Raw genomic sequence first — 21,465 nt, forward strand, 5'->3', positions numbered from 1 at the left:
ACTCACTGCCCTCAATTTTAGAGAGACTCAACATTCCCTCAACCGACTGGCTGGAAAGCTGCTGCCATATTGAAAGCCAATTCAGTCAAGCGATTGGCTCTGTAACCAAAATCACGGAGCTTTGTGAATCTCTAAACCAAAGATGGATGCGCGGCATTCAAAGCTGCCGACGACTATTTCCCGCTTAAAACTAAACGTGCACCGAAAACCAAAGATTATACCGAAAGGTAGGGATTTTTATGTCTAGAAATCACCGAATTGATTGAAATTCTCTTTACATACATTGCACTTTAACCTTTCCCCAATTTAACGACCCTTTGAAAACAACGCATGGAGATAATCAAAGATTTCCTTTAGTTTGTGGCTGTCCTAGTATTATTTTTAGTTTGTGGCTGTCCTAGTATTATAGCTTCAGCCGAATTCGAGCTAATTTTGTGGGTCAATTGCGGATGGAGGTGCAATTAAGGAAAAGCGCTGGGACAAGGTGAATTCCTCACAGAGGCAGAGAGAGCAGCCCGGGCGAAACACAGGCAACAACCTATTTAAAAAGCGCTTTAAGCTCAGGAATACAAGACCCACAATTGGTCCCGCACTTAAGCTTCTCACCCAAACTTTCAGCGTCGGTGCAGCCACCGGCAATAGCTTTCTTAATGGTATTCTCACCCACCTGAAAACATGAGCAAATAATATTGCCGACATCTTCAACGCCGGCGCCGGGTACACCGGCCAAAATCGCAAAGCGGGTATTGGCATCAATTTTGGTGTTTAACTGACTGTCCAGCCAGCGCATTTCGCGGGCGGAAGTTTTATCTGTGGCTGCGCTAAACACAACTTTTAACACGCCGTCGATAAAACCTGCGGCGCGGAAGAACTGGTCGTTGGAGTCCTGCACCCGCACCCAATCGCTTACGTCTGGGAATTGCCCACTCACCCACGCCAACCAATCGTCGGGCTTGGTGCCATCGGCCAGGCGAAACTTGTAACCTTGGTCCAGCGTGATTTTGGCCCAGTATTCCGCTTTCGGTTGTATGTCTTCGGTGCTCAGTAAAAAGCCATTCCACGCTTGGCGAAACGGCTTTAAGCGCACGGGGGTGTGTTTAAATTCCGGCTGGCCACTAAGTGGGTCCACTTCCGGGTTAACGAGATCATCCGCACAACTGGAAACCGCGTACTTATTGTTCCAGTGCATGGGGACAAACACTTCACCGCGGCGCTGGCTTTCTGTCGCCTGCACTCGCCCAAAGTATTTTGCGCTGCCGTTAGCGAGTACGGCGAGATCGCCGGGTATTAAATGAAACTGCTCAATATCCTTGGGGTGAATATCGATATAGGGCTCATCCACATGAGCCAATAACTTAGACGCGGTGCCGGTGCGCGACATGGTATGCCATTGGTCGCGGACGCGGCCGGTATTAAGTACTACCTGATCAAGGCTCGCGGCGTGCACCGGCAGGCGCGCATCGATGGCGACAAAGTTCGCGCGCTGATCCGGCGTATAAAAGCGACCATCGCTAAACAAACGGTCTGTGCCCTCACCTGCAGTTGCGGTTACCGGCCAGCGAATCGGTTTTAGATTTTCGTAATCGTTGTTGGTAATATCTTGCATGGCGGAGATATTAAACGCCCGCGCATGATCGTTATCCAGCGCAGAGAGTGCGGCGTGTTCGCGGAAAATATCGGCCTGATGGGTGTAATCAAAGTCTTTGCCAAACCCTAACTTGGCAGCGAACTGACAAATAATCTGCCAGTCGTGACGCGCCTCACCCGGTGCCGGCAAGAAACCTTTTTGCAGGGAAATACAGCGCTCGGAGTTCGTCACGGTGCCGTGCTTTTCACTCCAGGTAGTGGCCGGTAACACCGCATGGGCCAGTTTGGCCGTGTCGGTATTGCCAATGCAATCACTCACCATAACCCAATCACACTGCTCAAGTGCGCGCCTTACGCGCCCGGCTTCGGGCAGGGTGACCGCAGGGTTGGTTGCCATAATCCAAACAGCTTTAATTTTTCCCTCTTCGATTGCGCGAAACATATCTACGGCCTTCAGGCCATTGCTCTGCGCCATATTGGGGGCATCCCAAAACGTTTTAACGCGTTCAATATCCTCGGGCTTATCAAACCCCATGTGCGCGGCCAATTGGTTGGCCAAGCCCCCTACTTCACGCCCACCCATGGCATTAGGCTGGCCGGTAATCGAAAACGGGGCCGAGCCTGGCTTGCCGATCTTACCGGTTGCCAAATGACAGTTGATTATGGCGTTGCCTTTGTCCACCCCAGAAGAAGACTGGTTAATCCCCTGTGAAAAAAAGGTAATCACCTTCTCTTGCTGGGCGAACAGTTTATAGGCTGACTCGACATCCGCCTCGGGAATGTCACAGGCCTTGGCGACGTCGGCAGTATCTGGGCACTGCTCACTTGCTTGCGCCAGCGCCGTATCAAATCCGTTGGTGTGTGCATCGATAAACGACTGGTCGAGTTTGTTATTGCGGGCGAGATACGCCAATAAGCCGTTAAAAAAGAACGCGTCACTGCCGGGGCGCAGGGGTAGGTGTATATCGGCAATATCACAGGTAGCCGTGCGCCGCGGGTCAATAACCACCACTTGCATCTCTGGCCGTTCTTCCCGCGCCTTGGCGATGCGCTGGAACAATACCGGGTGGGCGTAGGCCGCGTTGGAGCCGACGATAAACAGTAGGTCGGTTTGCTCTAAATCTTCGTAGCACGCCGGCACAGCATCGGAGCCAAAGGCCCGCTTATGGGCAACCACGGCCGATGCCATACAAAGACGCGAGTTGGTGTCGATATTTGACGTGCCAATAAAGCCTTTCATCAGCTTATTGGCGACATAGTAGTCTTCGGTAAGCAACTGGCCCGACAGATAAAACGCGACGGCATCGGGGCCATGCTCGGCAATAATTTGGCGGAACTTATCGGCGCTGGTATCCAGCGCGGTATCCCAATCGACGGGATTGCCATACAGCATTGGTTGCAATAGGCGGTCGGGAGAGCTTTGGGTTTCGTGCAACGAGGAACCTTTTACACACAGCCGCCCTAAGTTGGCAGGATGCGACTGGCTCCCCGCCACGGCAACCACCTTAGAGGGTTCGTTTGCCACTTGTTCTACTTCGGCATCCACCCCACAACCCACGCCGCAATAACAGCAGGTGGTGGCTACTTTTTCTCGCGCGATGATATTGTCGGCGGCCATTACTGGGTTACTCATGCGGCCTCACTTTCTTTGTTGTCGCTGGCGTAAAAGGCGCGCCCCATTAACAGTAGTGGGACAATGTCGGCTACGTTTTGTCGCTCACTTAACAGGGTGAAATAATCCTGCCCATCGCGAGTATCACCAAACAACACCACACCGACAATAACGTCGTCTTGCAGCAGTATTTTGCGATAGATACCCGCATCCAAATCGGCATACACCAGCTCACGGTGATGATCTTGAGTCATGAATTCGCCTGCGGAGAATAGGTTAACGCCGGACACTTTGAGCTTGGTGGGTGTTGGCGTGTTCACATACGGGCGGTTCTGGTTTTGGCACAGACGTGAAGCCAGCGTGACGCAGTGCTGCCAAATAGGGTCTACCAGACCAAAGGTTGCCCCTTCGAACTCGGTGCACTCACCTACGGCGCTGATGTGTGGGTCGGAGGTGGCCATTAGGGCATCCACCTCAACCCCGCGCTTGCCTGCCAAGTCTGCCTCAAGGCCCAGTTCGGCGTTTGGCGTAATGCCTGTGGCAATAACCACCAGTTTGCAGGTTATGGCATTGGAGTTTTTAAATTGGGCACCGGTGACTGTATCGTCACCGTCAAAGCGAGTCACTTCATCGCCTAAACGAAATTCAATATTGTGACTGGCCAACACTTTTTGCAGTAACTGCCCCGCCTGCTCGTCCAACTGGCGGTTTAACAACCAATGGGAGCGGTGCACAACCGTCACCCGCAGGCCTTTTACCGCTAAGCCATAGGCCGCCTCTAGCCCAAGCAAACCGGCTCCGATCACCAGAGCGTCAGTATCCGTCGCCTGTGCATTACTGAGCGCTGCGGCCGAAGACGCCAATATACGGTCGACATCGGCCAGGGTGCGAAAGCTAAAAACGGACGCTAATTCTTGGTTTTCGGCGGGTATACGAGCGGGCCGCGACCCCACCGCCAAAATGAGATGGTCGTACGGGATGTTTTGATGTTGATCGGTCAGAACGGTTTTTTCGCCGCGTTCAATTCGGGTCACCCTGACGCCGGGCAAAAAGTGAATATTATTGGCCCCGTACCAGTGGGCCGGCTTGCCGATAATATCATCAACCGCTGTTTGCCCCGCTAACACCGGCGACAGCATAATTCGGTTATAGCTGCCCTCTGGCTCGTCGCCAATCACGGTAACATCAAAGGCGGAAATATCGCGTTTGATCATTTCATCTAGCAGGCGCCCTGCCGCCATACCATTGCCGACAATCACCAGCTTTTGTTTCACTTCTGCCAAAACGCCACCTTTTGGTGCTCTGCGGAAGATTGAGGGTCACCATTGCGCACCAAAACAAGGAGCAAGAAAGCTTCACTCATCTCAATACCTGTGCACTTTTTCGCGACAATGCGCCAGATAGGTGCAATAAAGCCCAATCTTCCCGTTAATACGGGTTTTGCACAGAGAGGAGCAAAAGGTAGGCCAATCAAAGCGGCCGTGAAAAATTTAGCGTGAGGCGCTATTGAAGCACTTCACGCCAATACAAGATCCGGTCATGCCCGCGATACGAGCCAAACTGATAGCTCCCGGTGACTTCATCATTAGGTCCGGTGTCCCAGTTGAACTGCAACCAAGGAGTCGCGGTTAGATCAATGGTGACATCAAAGACTCCCGTGTTGCCATCGCCCGGAGCGCTAAAAAAGTGATCGACTTCCCCCATCAGCATGTCAACACTGTCGGCATCGATAAAACCCGGGTATTGGCCCGTACTGGAACCAGAGCCTACAGTAATTTGCCGGTTGGCATCGGTGTCTATGGTACCTGCGGGGTAGTTGATGGCGCTGCGGGCTATTTCTGTACAACTATCACTAAGATTAACCTGCCAACGCACACCATTATAGAACTCGGTGGTAAATGGCACGGGTAAATTCAGGCTTTCGGGGCCATAAGCGCTGGCCAAATTTAAACGTCCGTACCGCAACTCCAGTGTATTCCCCAGGGCTTTAGCCGAGCAGTTTCCGGCCCCTACGCAGTCGCCACTGGTCGCTGGGTTCATATCAAGAGCATCTAAAACTCGACTGTCAAGGTTGTCAGTGAGTCGAAGCCCCAACTGCAGGTCCGTCATTGGTGCCTCAATAGAAGCGTCGCGACTGAAGACAACATCCGCGAGTGACACATTCATCACGCCGCCAATCCAGTCGCCGCTGTCTGCGGTAACCCGAGCGCTCAGTTCGGTACCATCGTTGTTATCTTCAGCAACATAACTGACTGAAGCCGTATCGGCATAACCGATGGCCGAATCATAATTGCTGACAACACCAATGCCCTGTCCCTGAGCCTGAAGAGTGTAATCGAGCGCAATCGCAGGCTCATCCATGTAGCTGTAAACCGTGCAGCTGTTTTGAGCTTGAGATGTGGTCAACACAAACTGATTGGGGAAAAATCGGCCAATGGTGCCACTTTCAGTATAAGTAACTAAGTCGCCTGCCCCCAGATAATCATTACCCACCAGCCGAGGCTCCATGGTAACGCTGCCTACCTGATTCCAGGAAATACTGCTATGTACAAATTGTCCACTGTTGGCACCGACAAAACTTGTGGCTCCTGTATTACTCAATGCCCCGGGGTCGCCAGGTGCGGGATAAACCAAATTTGCCAGTGCTATATCAGATTCCTGGCGAGGCGATTCATTGCCAAAATTAGGGGTTGGATTGCCGCGAGCGTTGCGTGCCTCCACGACGACACGAAACGGTGACCCGGTAGGGACAAATCCACTGCCCGCGGACGTCGTAGCAGGGTTTGCACTCAAGTCCGGCCGCTGTACTTGATCCACTACTAACGTGTAAGGTTTAACCGTAAACAAATTACTGCTGCCTGTAGCAGTCACAGATGGATCGTTGCCGGATGCTGGCACCACTATAGATGCATGCAAATACAACTGACCAACGTCAGAGTATTCCAACGGAATCTCTGCAAACCCGCTCAAATCAAAGTATAAATTTGCCGTATTGTAAGCAATCACAGCGCCTGAATTATTAGGCTGGGCCGAATTTCCATTTAAAGTTAGAGTTTGCCCAGCAACACAAAGGCCGGGGTTTTCACACTCGTAGCCGATACCTACCTGTAAATTACTGTCGCTAACGCTCGCTACGCAAGCGCCTGTATCAGTATCTTTTTCTACCACCCTGAGGACCGTGTCTGGATCGGCTTCCCCCGCCACCTGACCGGGTATCGCTTCAAGTGTTGAGGCGTCCGAGTAAAAGCGAATACCCACGTCCTGAAAGGTAATATCCGGATCGGCACTACCGATTTCAGCGGCTGTCCCGTCATTGAGATTTATGTTGAGCGTATTCTCGGTTGTCTGTTGCAAATAAAGCACAATTTGTGATTCCACCCCACTGAAAACGTAGGGGCTGCCTCCCACCCAAACTCCAGTAGCAGGCACGGTAAATAAATCCAGTTGTGTACCGGCGGCTGGCGCTATCGGGGTATCGGTTGCATCGAAAGCCGTAATGGTTATGGGTTCAGCCTCACACGTTACCCCTGTACCACCGTGTGCAATGGTATAATAAGCAACCGCTTGGGACTGACAGTAATACAAACCTTGATCCAGCGTTGGCACTGTGCCCTGTGGTATCGGCACAAAGCCTCCACCACCGGGCGTCTCCCAACGTAAACGAATTTCTGCCAAGCCGCCATTCTCGTAAAATTGCAAACGCACCGGATAAATTTGACCAGCGGTTAAGTTAATACTGGCACTGGTATCTGTTGTTACGCTGTGATCATTCCAACGTTCAATCAATAAATTATTATCGACATACAATCTCACTCCATCGTCAGAAGCTGTCTGAAAACGATAGCTCCCCGACTGTGTTGCACGAATAAAGCCGTTCCATTCAACTGAAAACTGGTTCGCATTCACACCAGTAACGCCAGGAGCACCGCCAGCCCAATTAAAATCCACCTGACCATCGACACGTGTACCTACAACACCACCTGCGAAATTTGTACTGTTGAAATATTCACCTAACAAACCACCAACAGTGGTTTCTTCCTCGCCACCGCACAATGCCTGTAAGCATTCGTGGCGATCGCTGGCCAACGCACTGACTTGCGCTTGAGTAAGTGAGCCTTGGTGTACACGCACCTCATCGATTTCGCCTGAGAAAAAATATTGACTGGTTCCCACACGTTTACTGATGAGAAGTGGGTCATTGGTTTGTACTAATTGGGTATTACTGAAACTATCTACTGCAACCTGACTACCATTCACATACAAAACAAGACGGTTTCCTTCAAACACAGCGGCGATATGTACCCATGAATCAGTGGGGGGCAAACTCGCAACAACCTCGTATTGCCCCGCCAAGGTTTCCACCCGAGCTTTGAGCGAATTAGCCTCAGAGAATATGCCCATTTGTGCTCGACCGGCTCCACCACCATGCACCGACTTTGCCATAATCTGACGTGTACCGCTCCAGGTACTGGCATTCACCCAAGCGCTATAACTGAGCCCATCGCCACCATTCAATACGTTGTCGTGCCCGATGGTTACGTAATGGGAAGTGCCATTAAAGTTTCCATAGCCACAGGTACCCGGATTACCTGTTAGCGCAGGGTCTGTAGCATCCGTGGTCGCACCCGTGGCCGTTCCATGTAAACCATTACCCGATAAGTCCAACACTTCACCCGCCGTGCCCGACCATGTGTCTTCATCCATTTGCCAGTAACCCACCAGTACTGCAGGTGGTGGTCCACCACTGCAAAAAGGTGCAAAATCGGCTGTGGATAGTACGGACTGTACATAATCGACTTCAACTTCATTGGCCAGTGTGACATTAGCCCCTGACACGGCGCCGTCTATCTCTGCACGATAATTTGCTTGCACATTCCCTGCGGCATAAAGAAACCCGGTGTAATCGACTTCGTTAGCAAGCGTAATATTACCTGTGGCGTAAATTAATAATTGCTCTGGGCTAAAACCTGACGTCTCGGCCTGGAAACCAAAGCTGACATTGCCGTTCACAAAAATACGAACCGTTCCACTGCCAAGCAGCTCCATTACGGTTTCTTGCCCGATAGTAAGATTGCCATCAATCCAGTAATTACCCGCGCTAAAACGAATCCCCGACTGATAGTTCGTACTCAAGCTTTCCATCAAATAAAGGCCGTTTGCCGTGGTGAAACTCAGTTGACGTCGTTGTACTACGCTAACACTTCGATAATCACCCGCCGAAACATTGGTATTATTGCCAACCGAGCCAGCAGCATTAACATTGCCATCGGAACCATTACCCACTACAAACGTCGGCGTACTTGTAGCCGCTGGGCTACCACTGGCCTGACATGTGCCGCCACCGCAGGTGACCTCGTTTTCCGTTGATAGGTTTACCGTATCTATAGTCGTACCACCACCCGATACGACGCTTCGAAATTGCAGTGTCACATTGCCTGTGCCCGAATGACTTTGCACCGCATTGGTGAAAATATCTTCACACGCTTGAGCCCACCCCAGTGGCGCCCATAAAAACCAAACCGCCAATATCGATACGTTAACGACTAACCGAAACTTAATTAGCATAAGCTTCCACCTCTATGGTGCGATTAGCTGCTACATTGGCAATGGTACATTGCCCCGTACTTAGCAATTGATAAAAGCTACTGGCTACCGGGCCATCCGCTTCGTAGTTTGCCGCAGAAGTGGCATCACAATTGGCCGCCGTATCGTAACGACAGCTGCACACCACCGTTGCAGAGCACTGATTGAGCCCTGTGGTCGCAAAATTCAGGGTAATATTCATCGCCGCGCAGCGACCATCAATTGCCTGCCGGCTACTATCATCTGGGAAAAACAGTTGCGACATAGCCCGCTGCGCGCCACTTTCTGCCGCGTAAAAACTCTGCACACTAATAACCTCCTGCGCAACAGCCAAATTACTGCTTGCCGTCATACGCGATAAAGCCAACGCCATAACGCTCATTGCCACCAGTAAAAATATGGCAAGGGGCAATAGAAAGCCGCTCTGATGCTGAATACGACCAAGACTATGGAACATTGCGAAGCGATACCTCCTGAAAGAAATCAACTTGCTCAGCACCTTCAATAAAGGCCAAATTAATCGAAACCCGGAAATTATTTTCAGCCGTATTACCGCTAATTTCAAACGTGCTCGCAGCACTCGATGCGGCATTTCTGGCCATTAAGCTGTAGGAGGCCGCTAAATTAACCGAGCCCGCGGTTGGGTCGATATCGTCATAAAAACGCAGCTCGCCGGCATTCAAGCAAAACGCCTGGGCATTGCCCACCAGATAAAACCGTTGCGATTGGGAGTTGCGCTGCCACTGGTGGCTTGAAAAATTAACCTGAGTCGCAGAGGTACTGGTAACAGCGGCAAGAGAAACAGGGCCGGCGCCGTAAACTTCGAGCGGACTGAGCGCGCCAATCGAAATATAATCGGCCGAATCAAAATCAATCGTAAATGGGCTGGTGGCGACGGTAGCGATTACTGAGTCGTCCGGTACCGGATTCAGATAAAAACCGCCCGCGGCCAAAGGCATAAACTGTAAACAAGCGCCAGAGTTAACCACGCGAAGGCTGTAGGGCATTGCCCCTCTGATTTGGCGACTCATGCGCTCAATGGCTTGTCGGCCCGTAGCCGCCAAGCGAGCCCGCGACTGCGAAATTTGATAGGACTCCGCTGCATTAACGATAAATTGCGAACCCATCACGCCAATAACCGACAAAATGATGATAACGGTTACCAGCTCGATCAATGTAAATCCAGCGGCGCGCTTCATCAGAAATTCACCCGGTAGGAGGTTAGGGTGAGAGATTCACCATCCGTTGAGCTGACGACAACATTGATCTCTTTGGCTTGTGCGCCATCAAGTGTTGTGTTGGTGACGGTGACCTGACGCGAGTAACCCACCGCGGGTGTGTCGCTAAACCCATTGTAGTCGTCGACATCGTCAAGATCTGGCTCCGTTGTGTTATTACACACGGGGCCGGACACGCTGTTGCAGGCAGGAATGCCGCCGCTGGGCGTTGCTTCGTCATAACGCAAGGCAATTACCCGGTCCATCTGTGCCTGGGCCAACTCAAGCATGCGTATGCGTTTTATCGGGTCAACACTGTTAATAATCGATTGCTGGTATACCGCAAGCACCGCAACTAACGCGATGGATATCACGACGATAAACACAACTAACTCGATTAGGGTAACGCCGAGCTGCAAAGGTCGCGCAGCGCTGTGCTTAATACGCATAACCGCTACCACTGACATTGACAGTTGCTGACGTACCATCGGAAGTCAGGGTAATAGCAGTGGGGTTGGTTCGCCCGAGCTTGTCGTAATTGAAAGCGGCTGCCGAGGCAGTCACACCACTGGCAAAATTGAGGGGATAGCCACTGTCCGATAGGGCCGTTCCATTTTCGGTGACATTGACCGATGTGGCGGCCACAGTGACTTGAATATTATCTCGCGCCATGGCGAGTTGCTGCGCAAAAAACAAAGCCGCGACTAAATCGTCGCGGCTTGCTTGCACCGAGGCAATTTCACCATCGGTAAAACGAGAGGATGCCGTGGTTCCAATAACACCCAGAATCACAATAATGGCAATTAGCTCAATAAGCGTAAAGCCAGACTCTCGCCACTTCATAAAGCATATTTCTCAGGTTCCGAAAACTTGCGGTACTACTGAGTTACGGCATAACCGGTAAAGGTGGCAGTCTGCGCCCCCGGTCCGGTTACAGTGCACTGGGCACTTGCCCCCTCTGGGGTTATCGCCGCAGCCGTAATCGTATAGTCAGCGTCCAAACCGCCATCTAGCAAAGAGGCAACATCTGTACAGTTGCCAACGGTGGTCACTGTAGTTGTTGTCGTTAATCCCGCATCATCAGCAATATTATTGGCATGATTGAGCGCTGAGGCACTACCCAGCGCACCAGCAATACCTTGCACAGCCGCTTCTTCAGCCGCAGTAGACAAATCCACAAAACGTGGCACTGCCGTCGCCGCTAAAATACCCAAAATGACAATCACAGCAATCAGTTCAATCAGAGTAAAACCACTTTGTTGTTTCATATATTTCTCCCAACATTCAAAACAAAAACTGCAAAATAACAATCCTAACCAACTTCATGTTACCAAGAAGCCGTTATAACCTTCGCCCTGTCGCTAAACACTAAGGTTTAACGCACAAATTCGTCGTATTCTCACCCCTGTCAACCTTATTGCCCAGTCGCGGCTTAAAACTTTTTTGGCGCATTTATATCTCCACTATTAGCATCATAGTCGAAATAATGGCGCAAATCGTCGACAAACATCAAATAATAGCGGCATTTATTGCCGTTAAGCGCCACGGCTCGCACTTGCAGGGTACTTTTCTGCTCCACTTTCGGCCCATTACTCGTCAGACTGTCAGATTTTGGCGCATTTATCAACGCGTCATACAATCTCTGACAATGCTTTGCGTTAAAGGTTCGGGGCACTGCCCGCACTGTAGCACCGCCCATTTCAACATTCCGCTCTTTGTTATCGGCTGCGTCTGGGTTTTTGCCAGGCTGTAACTGCACATCGAGCAAGTGCCCAGCGGGGCTCATGTGGTAACCGACACCTCGATGATAAAACCAGCCGTCGGGCTGCCCCTGCATTTGCCAGTAGAGCCTGGCCGCCGCCACTGCCCGTTTAAAATAGTCGGCTTGCAATTGCGCTGCGGCCTGTTGCGAGCGAGCAATTAAACCCAGGTAATACTGTGCGGCCACGGCCAGAAAAATACTGAGGACTAGGGCCACCAGAGCGTACTCCAACAATCGACTTTGCCTGCGAAATACGCTCATAAGCTATTTTTGGATGTTGTACATCTCCCACATAGGCAAAAAGATACCAAGCGCTAACACCAGAACAAAACCCGCCATTACCACAATTAATATAGGTTCAATTTTGTCGGATAATTTTTTCACGTCGTAGTCAACTTCACGCTCGTAAAACTCGCCGACTTCTGCGAGTAAAACGTCCACCTGACCACTCTCTTCACCGACATTAATCATTTGCAATACCAAGGGTGTAAACATACCACTCATCACATGAGTTTGGTAAAGTCCCTCACCGCGCTCAATACCGCTGCGGATTGTGCGCACCTTATCGGCCAGGTAAGGATTGTCAATCGCCCGGGCACATAAATCCAGCGACGTGTGCAGCGGCATACCGGCATTAATCATTAAACTAAACGAGCGCGCGTAACGCGCCATAGTGGCCCGCTCAATAACGTCGCCCAGCACGGGCAACCGCAATTTAAGTTTACCCCAATGGCGCGCACCTTTGTCGGTTTTCACGTAGTGCCATAATCCCACCAAAGCCGCTACCACGGCCACCAACAGAAAAGGCCAGTAGTTGACAAAAAAATTCGATATGCCAATTAATATTTTGGTCGGCAGAGGCAAGTCGGCCCCAAAGCGGCTGAACATTCCACCAAAAGCGGGAATCACCCATATATTGATGACCACCAATGCAACCGAAAGAGCCACCAGCACAAACGTCGGGTAGCGCACCGCCTGTTTTATACTGCGAGCGGTTTGTAAATCGCGCTCTAAATAGTCGGCCAATTGTTCAAAGGTTAAATCTAACCGGCCACTGTTCTCACCCACCGACACAAGTGAAACAAACAGGTGATTGAATATTGTCGGATGCGCACGCAAGGCGACAGACAATTCCAGACCTGTTTCCAGTCTGTCCGCCACATCATTGAGCGTGCGCTGCAGCGTATAGTGCTTTAGCGATGCCGCCAGCGAACGAATACCCTTAATCAGTGGGATGCCCGCCTTAGTAATAGTGTACATTTGCCGGCAAAACATAATGAGATCGGGCGAGGTAACTTTTTGCTCTTGAGAAAGTATCGATAGGCTCAAGGCGCCACTTTTGCGCGCCTTATACTCGGTAATATTAATGGGCGTAATGCCCCGCCCCGCCAGAGTGCCTGCCGCAGAATCCGCACTTGAGGCCTCCAGTTGTCCCTTAACCTCATTGCTGCGGCTATCGCGCCCGGTGTATTCGAAAATAGCCATAGTTAATGCTATACCTCGGCGCCTACAGCCACTTCATCTTCTACCTGAGCACTCACTCGCATCACCTCATCAAGTGACGTCACGCCTTCTAAGGCGTAATCGAACGCGCAAAAACTTAGTGGGCGAAACTGTTGTGTATTTGCCGCGGCCTTGGTGAAACGGCCAATGTCGTGGTTGCGTAAAGCTTCTGCCATGGCCTCGTTGATCTCCAACATTTCGAACACACCGATGCGACCGCGGTAGCCGGTGTTGTGACAGTGTGGGCAACCTGAACCGTGTTTAAAGGTAGCCGATGAACAGTCGCGCCCCTCGCTCATTACCTTAATCAACTGGCGCTCGTTCGCATCGGGGGTATGCTCTTGCACACAACTGGCGCAAATTTTTCTTACCAAACGCTGTGCGACAATTGCCTTAAGCGCAGTTGCCACCAAGTAGCCGTCGGCGCCAATATCAATGAGTCGCATGGCTGAGGTTATGGCATCGTTGGTGTGCAATGTCGACAGCACCATATGACCTGTCATGGCCGCGCGCAACGCAATTTCTGCCGACTCGGCATCGCGAATCTCGCCTACTAGCAAAATATCAGGGTCTTGCCGCAATGAGGCGCGAAGCACACTGGCAAACGTTAACCCAATACGCTCGTGCAATTGCACCTGACTAATCCGTGGCAGGCGGTACTCCACCGGATCCTCCACCGTAATGATTTTGTTTTCTGGCTGATTCAACTCAGACAGCGCACCGTACAAGGTGGTGGTTTTACCGGAGCCAGTTGGCCCGGTAACCAACACCAAACCATGTGGACGTTGAATTACCCGGCGGAATCTGTCCACCATGGCTTGGGGCATACCGACTTGCGCCAGCGGCAATACGCCATCGGTATGGTCCAAAATCCGCATCACGACAGATTCGCCAAATTGCACCGGCATGGTCGACAAACGAACATCAATGTTGTGACCTGACACTTTGAGATTAAAACGCCCGTCCTGTGGAATGCGTTTTTCCGAAATATCGAGGCCAGACATTAACTTTAAGCGCACCACCAACGCTGACGCAATACGCTTTTCATTCATCACGTGTTCTAGCAATACGCCGTCAATGCGATTGCGTATGCGCAGTACGGTTTCATCGGGTTCGATATGAATGTCCGAGGCGCGGGCATTGATCGCCTCTTCAAATATTTTTTGCAATAACTTTACGACTGGTGCTTCGGTGTCGCCGGCATCATCGGCCACTTCAGCCAAATCCACAGCTTGCTCTTGCAGTTCTTCGTCGAGTTCACCGGCCAGCGATGTAATTTCACTGGCGCGGGTATAGGCGATATCGAGAATATCCAAAAGATCGGACTCGCGCACTACCGCGGGTTTGAGTGGTTTTTGCAGCTGAGCCTGAATATCGTCTAGGCAGAAAATGTCGGTAGGGTCTGACATGCCAAGCAAGTAGCCATCGGCGTCCTCACTTAACACCATCACCCGATAGCGTCGCGCGGTCGTTTCCGGCAGCAAGTGCACCAGCTCTGCACTAAAACGGAATTGGGTAAGATCAACAAACGGGATTTCAAGTTGATCCGAAACCAAATTGAGCAGTGCCATTTCATCGACAAACCCCAGTTCAACCAAGGTTTGCCCGAGCTTACGACCGCTTAGTTTCTGTTCTTGCAGTGCGTGTTGTAATTGCGCGTCGGTAATCATGGCCTTACTGACCAGCAAGTCACCGAGGCGAATTTTTTTTGATGTAAAAGCCATAGTTAGTACATCCCGTTTAACTGTTGCAAGCGCGTTTCAATAAACTGCTGCAACGCTGCGGTTATATCTCGCGATTGTAAAGCCTGGCGGTACGCCGTTGCTGCGGAACCAAATTCACCTTGACGATCTAATGCTACGGCCAATCCCAACCAGTAGCGAGTTCTGCTGCCAAAAGCTTCCAGCAACCGGCGGTAGTGCGCCTCCGCTTCGGCCGAGCGCGACAGCCGCTGATACAGCCCCGCCATTAACGCCCGGTAGGTCTCATCTTGCTCTAGCGCACTGGAATAGTTAACTTCCAGGATCTGTAAAGCCGTATCGTATTCGCCCCGCTCCTGCGCCAGCTGCGCGCCCAGGTAAGCCGCCTGCTGAGCAGGCAAAGCCGCCGGCATCAAACTTTCTACGCGGGCAAGCTCATCTGCCTCTATGTATATTTGGGCCAGTAACCGACGGCTTTGCGGCGGCCATTGATCCCGAGCCGCCTGCTCTGTTAAAAACTCCAACAAGAGTCGTCGCGCCAGCGACCTGTCACCATCTTGTAAAGCCGCTCGCGCAGATTGAGCCGCGCGTTGATCGAGCGATTCCAGTGTCGGTGTCACCGCAAGCTGTGACTCGCTCAAAGGCACATCGTTGTTGAGTTCCGCTGCAGTGCTTGTCGGCTCACCGCGCTCTGACTGTAACGCGAGCGTTGAGGCTTCTGGACTATTCTTCGTGTTTGCTAGCTCAGGGGGTTGGGCCGTTACGGAGGCTTCAACGGACGCTGGCTGATCGATCACAGCGCTATCGCCAACAACGCTCAATTCGGGCCGCGACGCCGTATCCGCAGAAGTTCCGCCCTCTGCTGCTGCGCCTGCAGCGGCAATTGCAACTTGCCGGGTATCTTCGGTAACGACCTCTGGCGTCGCCGCTTTGGGCGCAGCAACCGCAGGAGTAGTTTCCTGCAGCGCAGAGTGTTCACTGCCATGAGAATTAGTCGGTTCTTGCTGTACTGCAGCTTGCACGACTGCACTTTCGTGCACCGAGGCTTGTATTGCGTTCGCGTCCTGCTCCGGCTGCTCAGCCGACAGCATATTTTTATAAACAAACAATGCCAATAAGCCCAGCGGTAACACCGCCATAAATCCGATCATTGGGACCCGCCAAGGAGGGGTAGGACGGGTTCTTAGCCCGGAGGGTAACGGCGTCGTTTGGTGCTCAGTAACGGCATTGCGCCCATCAAGATCACGCAACATATCGTTAACCAAACTCACAGGCTGCCACCTAAAATAGCGTAACCACTAACCCCGATGAGCGCGGCGGCAACGCCCAGCGCTAACCACCACCAGTAGCCTTGTGCAGCGCGCTTGCCCGCCGGTCGTGACTCGGAAGTATCGAGTACAGCGCGGGCCATATGCTGGCGCTGTATTTGACGATCACCTTCACCGTAAGCTGCCATCATCGCTTTGTGGCAAAGTACGTTAATCAAACGCGGCGTACCGCCGGATGCTTTACGCAACAGTCGTATTGCGCCTCGGGTAAACAGTGGTGCACCTGTATAACCGGCCGCGCGCAGGCGCGAGTCCACATAGGCTTGAATATTATTTGGCGCTATGCCGTGCAAATACTCACTGAATACAATGCGCTGTTTTAATTGTCTCAAATCTGAGCGCTCAAGCATATCGTCAAGCTCGGGCTGTCCCATTAACACCACCTGCAGCAATTTGCGTTTGCGAGTTTCCAGGTTGGTCAACAGCCGCAAAGCTTCGAGGGTTTCACGCGGCATGGCTTGCGCTTCATCCACCACCAAGACGACCTGACGTTTTTCACCAGCCAGCTCAACCAGCTTCTGGTTAATATCATTGAGCAATTTATGGGCGGGCTTATTCTCAGTGGCGACACCAATTTCCTCGGCGAGAAACCACTTGAGTTCATCGGGCGTTAGATAGGGATTTGGAATATAGGCGGTCAGACATTTGCGATCGAGTTGATCCAGCAATTTACGCCCCAGCAAGGTTTTGCCGGTACCCACTTCACCCACCACTTTCACAAAGCCTTCACTGTGACGCAGGGCGAGCATAATAGTGCCCAGAGCTTCGCGGTGGCTCTGGTTATCGTAAAAAAATTGGGTGTCTGGTGTCAGGGAAAAAGGCTGTTCACCAAGACCAAAATGCTGTCCGTACAAGCTTAACGCTCCTCGAGCATTTGCCGATACTCATCGCCAGTGTTATTGATACGTTTTAGCGCCGAATCCACCTGATTTTCCCAGGCGGCATCATCGGCAACAATGGGGCGCAGCAAAATAACCAGTTCTGTTTTACGGCTGCTGCGTTTGGTGGTGCGAAACAGCGAACCCAAAAAAGGTACATCGCCTAAGCCTGGGTTTTTGCCGTCGGCGTTATTGCTAATTTCCTGCATTAAACCACCGAGCACAATCACTTGCCCCGAACGTGCCCGCACAATGCTGTCGGATTCGCGAACGCCACGCAACGCCAAAGGCAAGGTGAAATCTTCACTGCCGATGGTAAAATTCTTCAACTGGTCGGTCACATCACTAACCACCGGGTGAATATGCAATATCACGTTGTCTTCATCAGATATTTGCGGGGTTACGTCGAGCGAGATACCACTGAAAAAAGGCGACAGCTCAATATTGGGCGTACTGGTCACCGAAGAGGCATTGGCAGTGGTGTTACTGGAAATACCGGTGATGAAATATTCATCGGAACCGACCCGAATGACCGCTTTTTGATTATTGACCGTGGAAATGCGCGGGCTCGACAGGACCTGAACATTACCTTGAGTTTGCAGTAAAGACACCAGCTCGCTGATGTCAGGCACCTGCAGAACAGAAGTGAACAGGCCGGACGAGTTGGTTACCACACCATCGACCAATTCTTGAATACCTGACGCGGAGCCGTTGTCGTTGCGGGTTATACTGACCTGATCCGAATAAATTGAGTCGCGCTGACGGTTGTAACCGTAGGCCAATGCGCCACTTATTTCGCCCCAATCAATACCTGTGTCGTAGTTTTCATTCAGCTGCACTTCGAGAATTTTCGCTTCAAGGATAACCTGCCGCGCCACGGATAACTCAGAGCGTTCCAGGTAGTCGCGCACAGCATTGAGTTCGTGCGGCATGGCTTTGACGACCAGCATTCCTGCCTGCGGCGAGACCATAACCATACGGTCTTCACTTTCGCCGCCGATAATAGCCGCCACCGATGCTCGCACCGATGCCCAAAAATCGGTGCGGTTTAAAGTTTGAATACGCGATCCCGGCGTTAACGCTTTCGCGTTTGCGCCAGACTCGCCCTCAAGCATAGCCAGCAAATTTTGCGTGTCGCCGCTGCTTACCGATTGATTACCGGCTGAACCACCAACACCGCCAGAATTTGACTCTCCGCGGCCGATTAAAACACTGGTGTCCGACACCCCCACCCGCTGTACATCGAGATAGTCCAGATGGAACACCTCAGTGCGCAGGTGATTGGGGTACACCGTATAAATACCGGCACGCTTTTTAAAATCATAACCGTAAATATCGCGCGCAACTTCGAGTACTTCATCGACGCTGACATCGTTTAAATTAAGAGAGATGCTGCCACTGACTTCGGGGTGTACCACGACATTGGTATTACCGCCTTCAACCAGCGACAGAAAAAACGCTTGCGCTGGCACATTATTAACCGAGACATCAAAGCGCTCGGTGCGAGTGGCCTGCTCAGCACCAGCGGAATCCGGGCTTGCCAATAAGGCATCGTGCACTTCGTCAGGCACCTGCACGGGTTGCGGCTTTGACGCGGCCTCAGCCACTGCTGCCATTTCGATTTCTGCCTGCAACGTCTTGTCCTGCGGCTGTGCACAACCTCCAAGCACAAGCGCCGCGGCGATTGCCATCGCCCACCAACCTTTGCCGTTTTCACTTAGCATCATTCGCACGTCTTCCCCTTTAAACCCATCAACGTTTGCGCACGCCTTGAGTATCGATGAGTTTTAATGTTTGCGAACCCTCGGGGCCACTCAAAATGACCTTACCTGGCTCTATTTTATTAACTTGCCACTGGGGCATCGCAGTGAGTTTGTCGCCTTCGTGCAGGGTCTCACCATTTATAATAGCCACCTTGCGGGTATCCGACAGCAACACCGAGTGCAGTACCGGACCCACAGGTGCACTAGCATTGGCAACTGACAGCGGCTGAGTAGGGTCGCGCAGGGCCCGTTCATTGGCGTGCGCGCTGGCGACAACAAGTAACGCAAATGACATGTGGGTCAGTAGTCTAAACACCCATTCGCCCCTCTTGTGCACTTAAAGTAAACAGTCTTATGGTCACAGTCGCCTTAGGATAAGCCTCTACTTCATAGTCGAGCGATTCCCAATAAAATGCCCACTCGAGATTTTCCAAACGCGCCACTAAATCGAGTATTTCGAAATACCCCCCCGTCAACGTAATCTGCAAAGTGTGACGATAAACACCTGAGGTCACCTCGTCCTGCTCATTTGACGAGCTAATGGGAATAAGTCTGGCAGGCTCAGTGGTTAATTCCATCAGTTCAACGCGACTGGCCTCACGCAACAAATCACGGATTACCTTAGCCAATTGGCCAGGCTCTACCAAGCCCTGACTGAGCTGAGCCAACTCTGTATCGAGCTCGGCTAACCTGGCCTCGGCTCGCGCTATTTCATCGCGCTTATTTTGGTACACCTGGTTGGTTGCCAAAGCCTGAAAGGTTTGTATTTCTGTCTGCAAGCTTGCGGCCCGAGTCTCCAGACTGGCAGCATCAATGGCCAGAGCATCGCGTCTATTCTCAGCAGCGTAAAACCAGACAAAATACCAAACGCCATATACTAGCAACAAGGCGGCGAACAAAACGATGACTCGCTCACGCAAAGACAGCGCATTAAACTTCTCGTTGAGCTCGCTAATGTTCACGGCTGTCCCTCCTCGTCATCAGGCTGAGGCGGACGGCTAACCACAAAACCAAAAGCAGGAGGTTCTGGCACAATCGATAGCAAACCAAAGCGCGTGTCAGCAAAGGCTTCATCCGCCTGCAAGTCGTCAAGAAAACTCGCGGCATCGGCCGATTCAATAACCTGCCCTTGCATCGTCAAAGATAGTCCCGCACCGCCCACTTTGAAACCCTGTAGCGATAACCGCTCAGAACTGTAATTTGCCAGAGCAGTCATTTGTTGCGAAAAGCCCTGATCATTACCCAGGTCTTGATCGCCAATCAAGCGGGCTAAAGCCAGGCGCTCGGTAATGGTCTCACGCAATTCGACAATGGTTTGATCGAGATCCTCAGTCTGAATACTTTGGCTCGCGCGGGCAAACGCATCTCGCTCGGCTTCAAGCTGTGCAATATCGCGTTCCGCCTGCCGGAACGAATCGCGCAAGTTGGCAGTAACCATTTCGTACCAAACGCTAATAGCGACCAGCAGAACGACAAGCACTATCCCCACCAACCCTATTTGTTTTAGCTGCAGTGGCGAGCGGTCGGGCTGAAACTCAGAAGTGTATAAATTAATTGACTGCATCAGGAGACGGCCTCCTCACGCAAGGCGGCACCGAGCGCACGCATGCATAGCGATTGCACATGCTCTTCAATGTCTGGCGACTTACTCACTACAGCGATTAAGTCGAGCAGGCCGATTCGCCCGCCCATGCCGGCCTGCAAATCTTCACTGATTTTATCGGCCGAGACGTTTTCGCCGCACAACAATATTTGTGACGCCGGAGCCTGGCGCAGCTGCCGCTCAAAGTAATCCAGCGAACGCTGCAGTTCCAACATCAAGGGTTCGGTCGGAATATCATCGAGCAATCCGCCGTTGTAGTCGAGCTTGAAATTGCGAGCCAGGTACAACTCACCAGACTTGACCATCACCAAAGTGCCACCACCGGCCACCAAGTGCACCAGTGCCACCGGCCTAGTGGTATCCATACTGTTGTCGACCAAACGCGCCAATGCCAGCTCGGGTATGTCGATAGCTACCATCTCCAGGCCAGCATCTTTTACATCTGCAACCACCTGAGCGACATCCTTTCTCGGCGCTACTGTCACGTAAGCCATGGGGACACCGCCGCGACTGCAGGATTCGTTAAGTAAAAAAGAGTCGATAACCGCATCGGCAACCGGAAAACTGACCAAGTCCTTCACTTTCCAGCGCAGCGCTTCATTGCGCTGCTCGGCGGGAACTTTGGGCGCCTCGCCCAGCAATAGCTGGTACCCCTCGCGAGGCATAAGGACAGTGACTTGCCGAGCTTTTAAATTAAGAGAAGACAGTTTTTCACGCAGGCGAGCTACCGCCACCCCGGCTTCGCATGGTATAAATTCGGCGTGCACTAGCCTTGGCGGCTGGCCCGCTACACGTTCAATGTGCGCGAGAGCGACCCCCTCATCGGTAAACTCAACCCCGATCATTTCGTACTGGCGTGACTTGGCACGAAATAATTTCAAACGGCGCTCTCCCGCTCCATCAACAACATTTGCGCCATCACTATGCCA

At 51.9% G+C, this 21,465-nt stretch carries 18 protein-coding genes and 1 pseudogene; 1 reads left to right on the top strand and 18 read right to left on the bottom strand.

Annotation, left to right across the window (positions count from 1 at the left end):
* Nucleotides 1-188 (top strand): annotated as a pseudogene (locus QWI17_RS20145) (hypothetical protein); the annotation flags it as partial.
* A 350-nt stretch (nucleotides 189-538) separates the two neighbouring features.
* Here the strand turns inward: QWI17_RS20145 and QWI17_RS20150 are convergent.
* The 18 genes from QWI17_RS20150 to QWI17_RS20235 all read right to left on the bottom strand — a co-directional run bounded on the left by QWI17_RS20150 (nucleotide 539) and on the right by QWI17_RS20235 (nucleotide 21,417).
* Nucleotides 539-3,220 carry a nitrate reductase gene (locus tag QWI17_RS20150; protein WP_302724323.1) on the bottom strand — a complete coding sequence of 894 codons (2,682 nt, stop codon included), beginning with the start codon at nucleotides 3,218-3,220 and terminating at the stop codon, nucleotides 539-541.
* Nucleotides 3,217-4,473 (bottom strand): NAD(P)/FAD-dependent oxidoreductase, encoded by a 1,257-nt coding sequence (locus QWI17_RS20155; protein ID WP_302724587.1) that lies wholly within the window; start codon nucleotides 4,471-4,473, stop codon nucleotides 3,217-3,219. Before QWI17_RS20155 ends, QWI17_RS20150 begins: the two co-directional genes overlap by 4 nt.
* A gap of 229 nt (nucleotides 4,474-4,702) precedes the next feature.
* Nucleotides 4,703-8,764, bottom strand: coding sequence for a PA14 domain-containing protein (locus tag QWI17_RS20160; RefSeq protein WP_302724324.1), 4,062 nt, complete (start codon nucleotides 8,762-8,764; stop codon nucleotides 4,703-4,705).
* Nucleotides 8,754-9,239 (bottom strand): pilus assembly PilX N-terminal domain-containing protein, encoded by a 486-nt coding sequence (locus QWI17_RS20165; protein ID WP_302724325.1) that lies wholly within the window; start codon nucleotides 9,237-9,239, stop codon nucleotides 8,754-8,756. The genes QWI17_RS20160 and QWI17_RS20165 overlap by 11 nt, the downstream gene beginning before the upstream one ends.
* The gene (locus QWI17_RS20170) at nucleotides 9,229-9,981 is read right to left on the bottom strand and encodes a prepilin-type N-terminal cleavage/methylation domain-containing protein (RefSeq protein WP_302724326.1); all 753 of its coding nucleotides are present in this window, start codon (nucleotides 9,979-9,981) and stop codon (nucleotides 9,229-9,231) included. Before QWI17_RS20170 ends, QWI17_RS20165 begins: the two co-directional genes overlap by 11 nt.
* Entirely contained in the window at nucleotides 9,981-10,448 is a 468-nt protein-coding gene (locus tag QWI17_RS20175) for a type IV pilus modification PilV family protein (protein WP_302724327.1), read from the bottom strand. The genes QWI17_RS20170 and QWI17_RS20175 overlap by 1 nt, the downstream gene beginning before the upstream one ends.
* Entirely contained in the window at nucleotides 10,438-10,842 is a 405-nt protein-coding gene (locus QWI17_RS20180; protein WP_302724328.1) for a pilus assembly FimT family protein, read from the bottom strand. The genes QWI17_RS20175 and QWI17_RS20180 overlap by 11 nt, the downstream gene beginning before the upstream one ends.
* A gap of 35 nt (nucleotides 10,843-10,877) precedes the next feature.
* Nucleotides 10,878-11,267: a type II secretion system protein gene (locus QWI17_RS20185; RefSeq protein ID WP_302724329.1), complete on the bottom strand. Its 390-nt coding sequence runs from the start codon at nucleotides 11,265-11,267 to the stop codon at nucleotides 10,878-10,880.
* A gap of 164 nt (nucleotides 11,268-11,431) precedes the next feature.
* Nucleotides 11,432-12,022, bottom strand: a complete 591-nt coding sequence (locus QWI17_RS20190; protein ID WP_302724330.1) for a hypothetical protein — start codon at nucleotides 12,020-12,022, stop codon at nucleotides 11,432-11,434.
* Nucleotides 12,023-12,025: 3 nt separating this feature from the next.
* Nucleotides 12,026-13,246: a type II secretion system F family protein gene (locus QWI17_RS20195; protein ID WP_302724331.1), complete on the bottom strand. Its 1,221-nt coding sequence runs from the start codon at nucleotides 13,244-13,246 to the stop codon at nucleotides 12,026-12,028.
* Between the two features lie 8 nt (nucleotides 13,247-13,254).
* Nucleotides 13,255-14,988, bottom strand: a complete 1,734-nt coding sequence (locus QWI17_RS20200; RefSeq protein WP_302724332.1) for a GspE/PulE family protein — start codon at nucleotides 14,986-14,988, stop codon at nucleotides 13,255-13,257.
* Nucleotides 14,989-14,990: 2 nt separating this feature from the next.
* Nucleotides 14,991-16,235: a tetratricopeptide repeat protein gene (locus QWI17_RS20205; protein ID WP_302724333.1), complete on the bottom strand. Its 1,245-nt coding sequence runs from the start codon at nucleotides 16,233-16,235 to the stop codon at nucleotides 14,991-14,993.
* Nucleotides 16,232-17,146 (bottom strand): ExeA family protein, encoded by a 915-nt coding sequence (locus QWI17_RS20210; RefSeq protein ID WP_302724334.1) that lies wholly within the window; start codon nucleotides 17,144-17,146, stop codon nucleotides 16,232-16,234. Before QWI17_RS20210 ends, QWI17_RS20205 begins: the two co-directional genes overlap by 4 nt.
* A 2-nt stretch (nucleotides 17,147-17,148) precedes the next feature.
* Nucleotides 17,149-18,897, bottom strand: a complete 1,749-nt coding sequence (gene mshL, locus QWI17_RS20215; protein ID WP_302724335.1) for a pilus (MSHA type) biogenesis protein MshL — start codon at nucleotides 18,895-18,897, stop codon at nucleotides 17,149-17,151.
* A 25-nt stretch (nucleotides 18,898-18,922) separates the two neighbouring features.
* Entirely contained in the window at nucleotides 18,923-19,249 is a 327-nt protein-coding gene (locus QWI17_RS20220) for a hypothetical protein (protein ID WP_302724336.1), read from the bottom strand.
* Complete coding sequence (locus tag QWI17_RS20225) at nucleotides 19,242-19,895, bottom strand: hypothetical protein (RefSeq protein WP_302724337.1); 654 nt, start codon at nucleotides 19,893-19,895, stop codon at nucleotides 19,242-19,244. Before QWI17_RS20225 ends, QWI17_RS20220 begins: the two co-directional genes overlap by 8 nt.
* The gene (locus QWI17_RS20230; RefSeq protein WP_302724338.1) at nucleotides 19,892-20,497 is read right to left on the bottom strand and encodes a hypothetical protein; all 606 of its coding nucleotides are present in this window, start codon (nucleotides 20,495-20,497) and stop codon (nucleotides 19,892-19,894) included. Before QWI17_RS20230 ends, QWI17_RS20225 begins: the two co-directional genes overlap by 4 nt.
* Nucleotides 20,497-21,417 (bottom strand): type IV pilus biogenesis protein PilM, encoded by a 921-nt coding sequence (locus tag QWI17_RS20235; RefSeq protein WP_302724339.1) that lies wholly within the window; start codon nucleotides 21,415-21,417, stop codon nucleotides 20,497-20,499. The genes QWI17_RS20230 and QWI17_RS20235 overlap by 1 nt, the downstream gene beginning before the upstream one ends.
* Nucleotides 21,418-21,465 lie beyond the last annotated feature (48 nt).

Origin of the sequence: Gilvimarinus gilvus (assembly GCF_030518155.1) — a bacterium.
Taxonomy (GTDB): Bacteria; Pseudomonadota; Gammaproteobacteria; order Pseudomonadales; family Cellvibrionaceae; genus Gilvimarinus; species Gilvimarinus gilvus.

Excerpts from the sequence above, each read along its gene's own strand:
- QWI17_RS20150 (WP_302724323.1), bottom strand. The coding sequence starts at position 3,220 with ATGAGTAACCCAGTAATGGCCGCCGACAATATCATCGCGCGAGAAAAA.
- QWI17_RS20160 (WP_302724324.1), bottom strand. The coding sequence starts at position 8,764 with ATGCTAATTAAGTTTCGGTTAGTCGTTAACGTATCGATATTGGCGGTT.
- QWI17_RS20165 (WP_302724325.1), bottom strand. The coding sequence starts at position 9,239 with ATGTTCCATAGTCTTGGTCGTATTCAGCATCAGAGCGGCTTTCTATTG.
- QWI17_RS20170 (WP_302724326.1), bottom strand. The coding sequence starts at position 9,981 with ATGAAGCGCGCCGCTGGATTTACATTGATCGAGCTGGTAACCGTTATC.
- QWI17_RS20175 (WP_302724327.1), bottom strand. The coding sequence starts at position 10,448 with ATGCGTATTAAGCACAGCGCTGCGCGACCTTTGCAGCTCGGCGTTACC.
- QWI17_RS20180 (WP_302724328.1), bottom strand. The coding sequence starts at position 10,842 with ATGAAGTGGCGAGAGTCTGGCTTTACGCTTATTGAGCTAATTGCCATT.
- QWI17_RS20185 (WP_302724329.1), bottom strand. The coding sequence starts at position 11,267 with ATGAAACAACAAAGTGGTTTTACTCTGATTGAACTGATTGCTGTGATT.
- QWI17_RS20190 (WP_302724330.1), bottom strand. The coding sequence starts at position 12,022 with ATGAGCGTATTTCGCAGGCAAAGTCGATTGTTGGAGTACGCTCTGGTG.
- QWI17_RS20195 (WP_302724331.1), bottom strand. The coding sequence starts at position 13,246 with ATGGCTATTTTCGAATACACCGGGCGCGATAGCCGCAGCAATGAGGTT.
- QWI17_RS20200 (WP_302724332.1), bottom strand. The coding sequence starts at position 14,988 with ATGGCTTTTACATCAAAAAAAATTCGCCTCGGTGACTTGCTGGTCAGT.
- mshL (WP_302724335.1), bottom strand. The coding sequence starts at position 18,897 with ATGATGCTAAGTGAAAACGGCAAAGGTTGGTGGGCGATGGCAATCGCC.
- QWI17_RS20230 (WP_302724338.1), bottom strand. The coding sequence starts at position 20,497 with ATGCAGTCAATTAATTTATACACTTCTGAGTTTCAGCCCGACCGCTCG.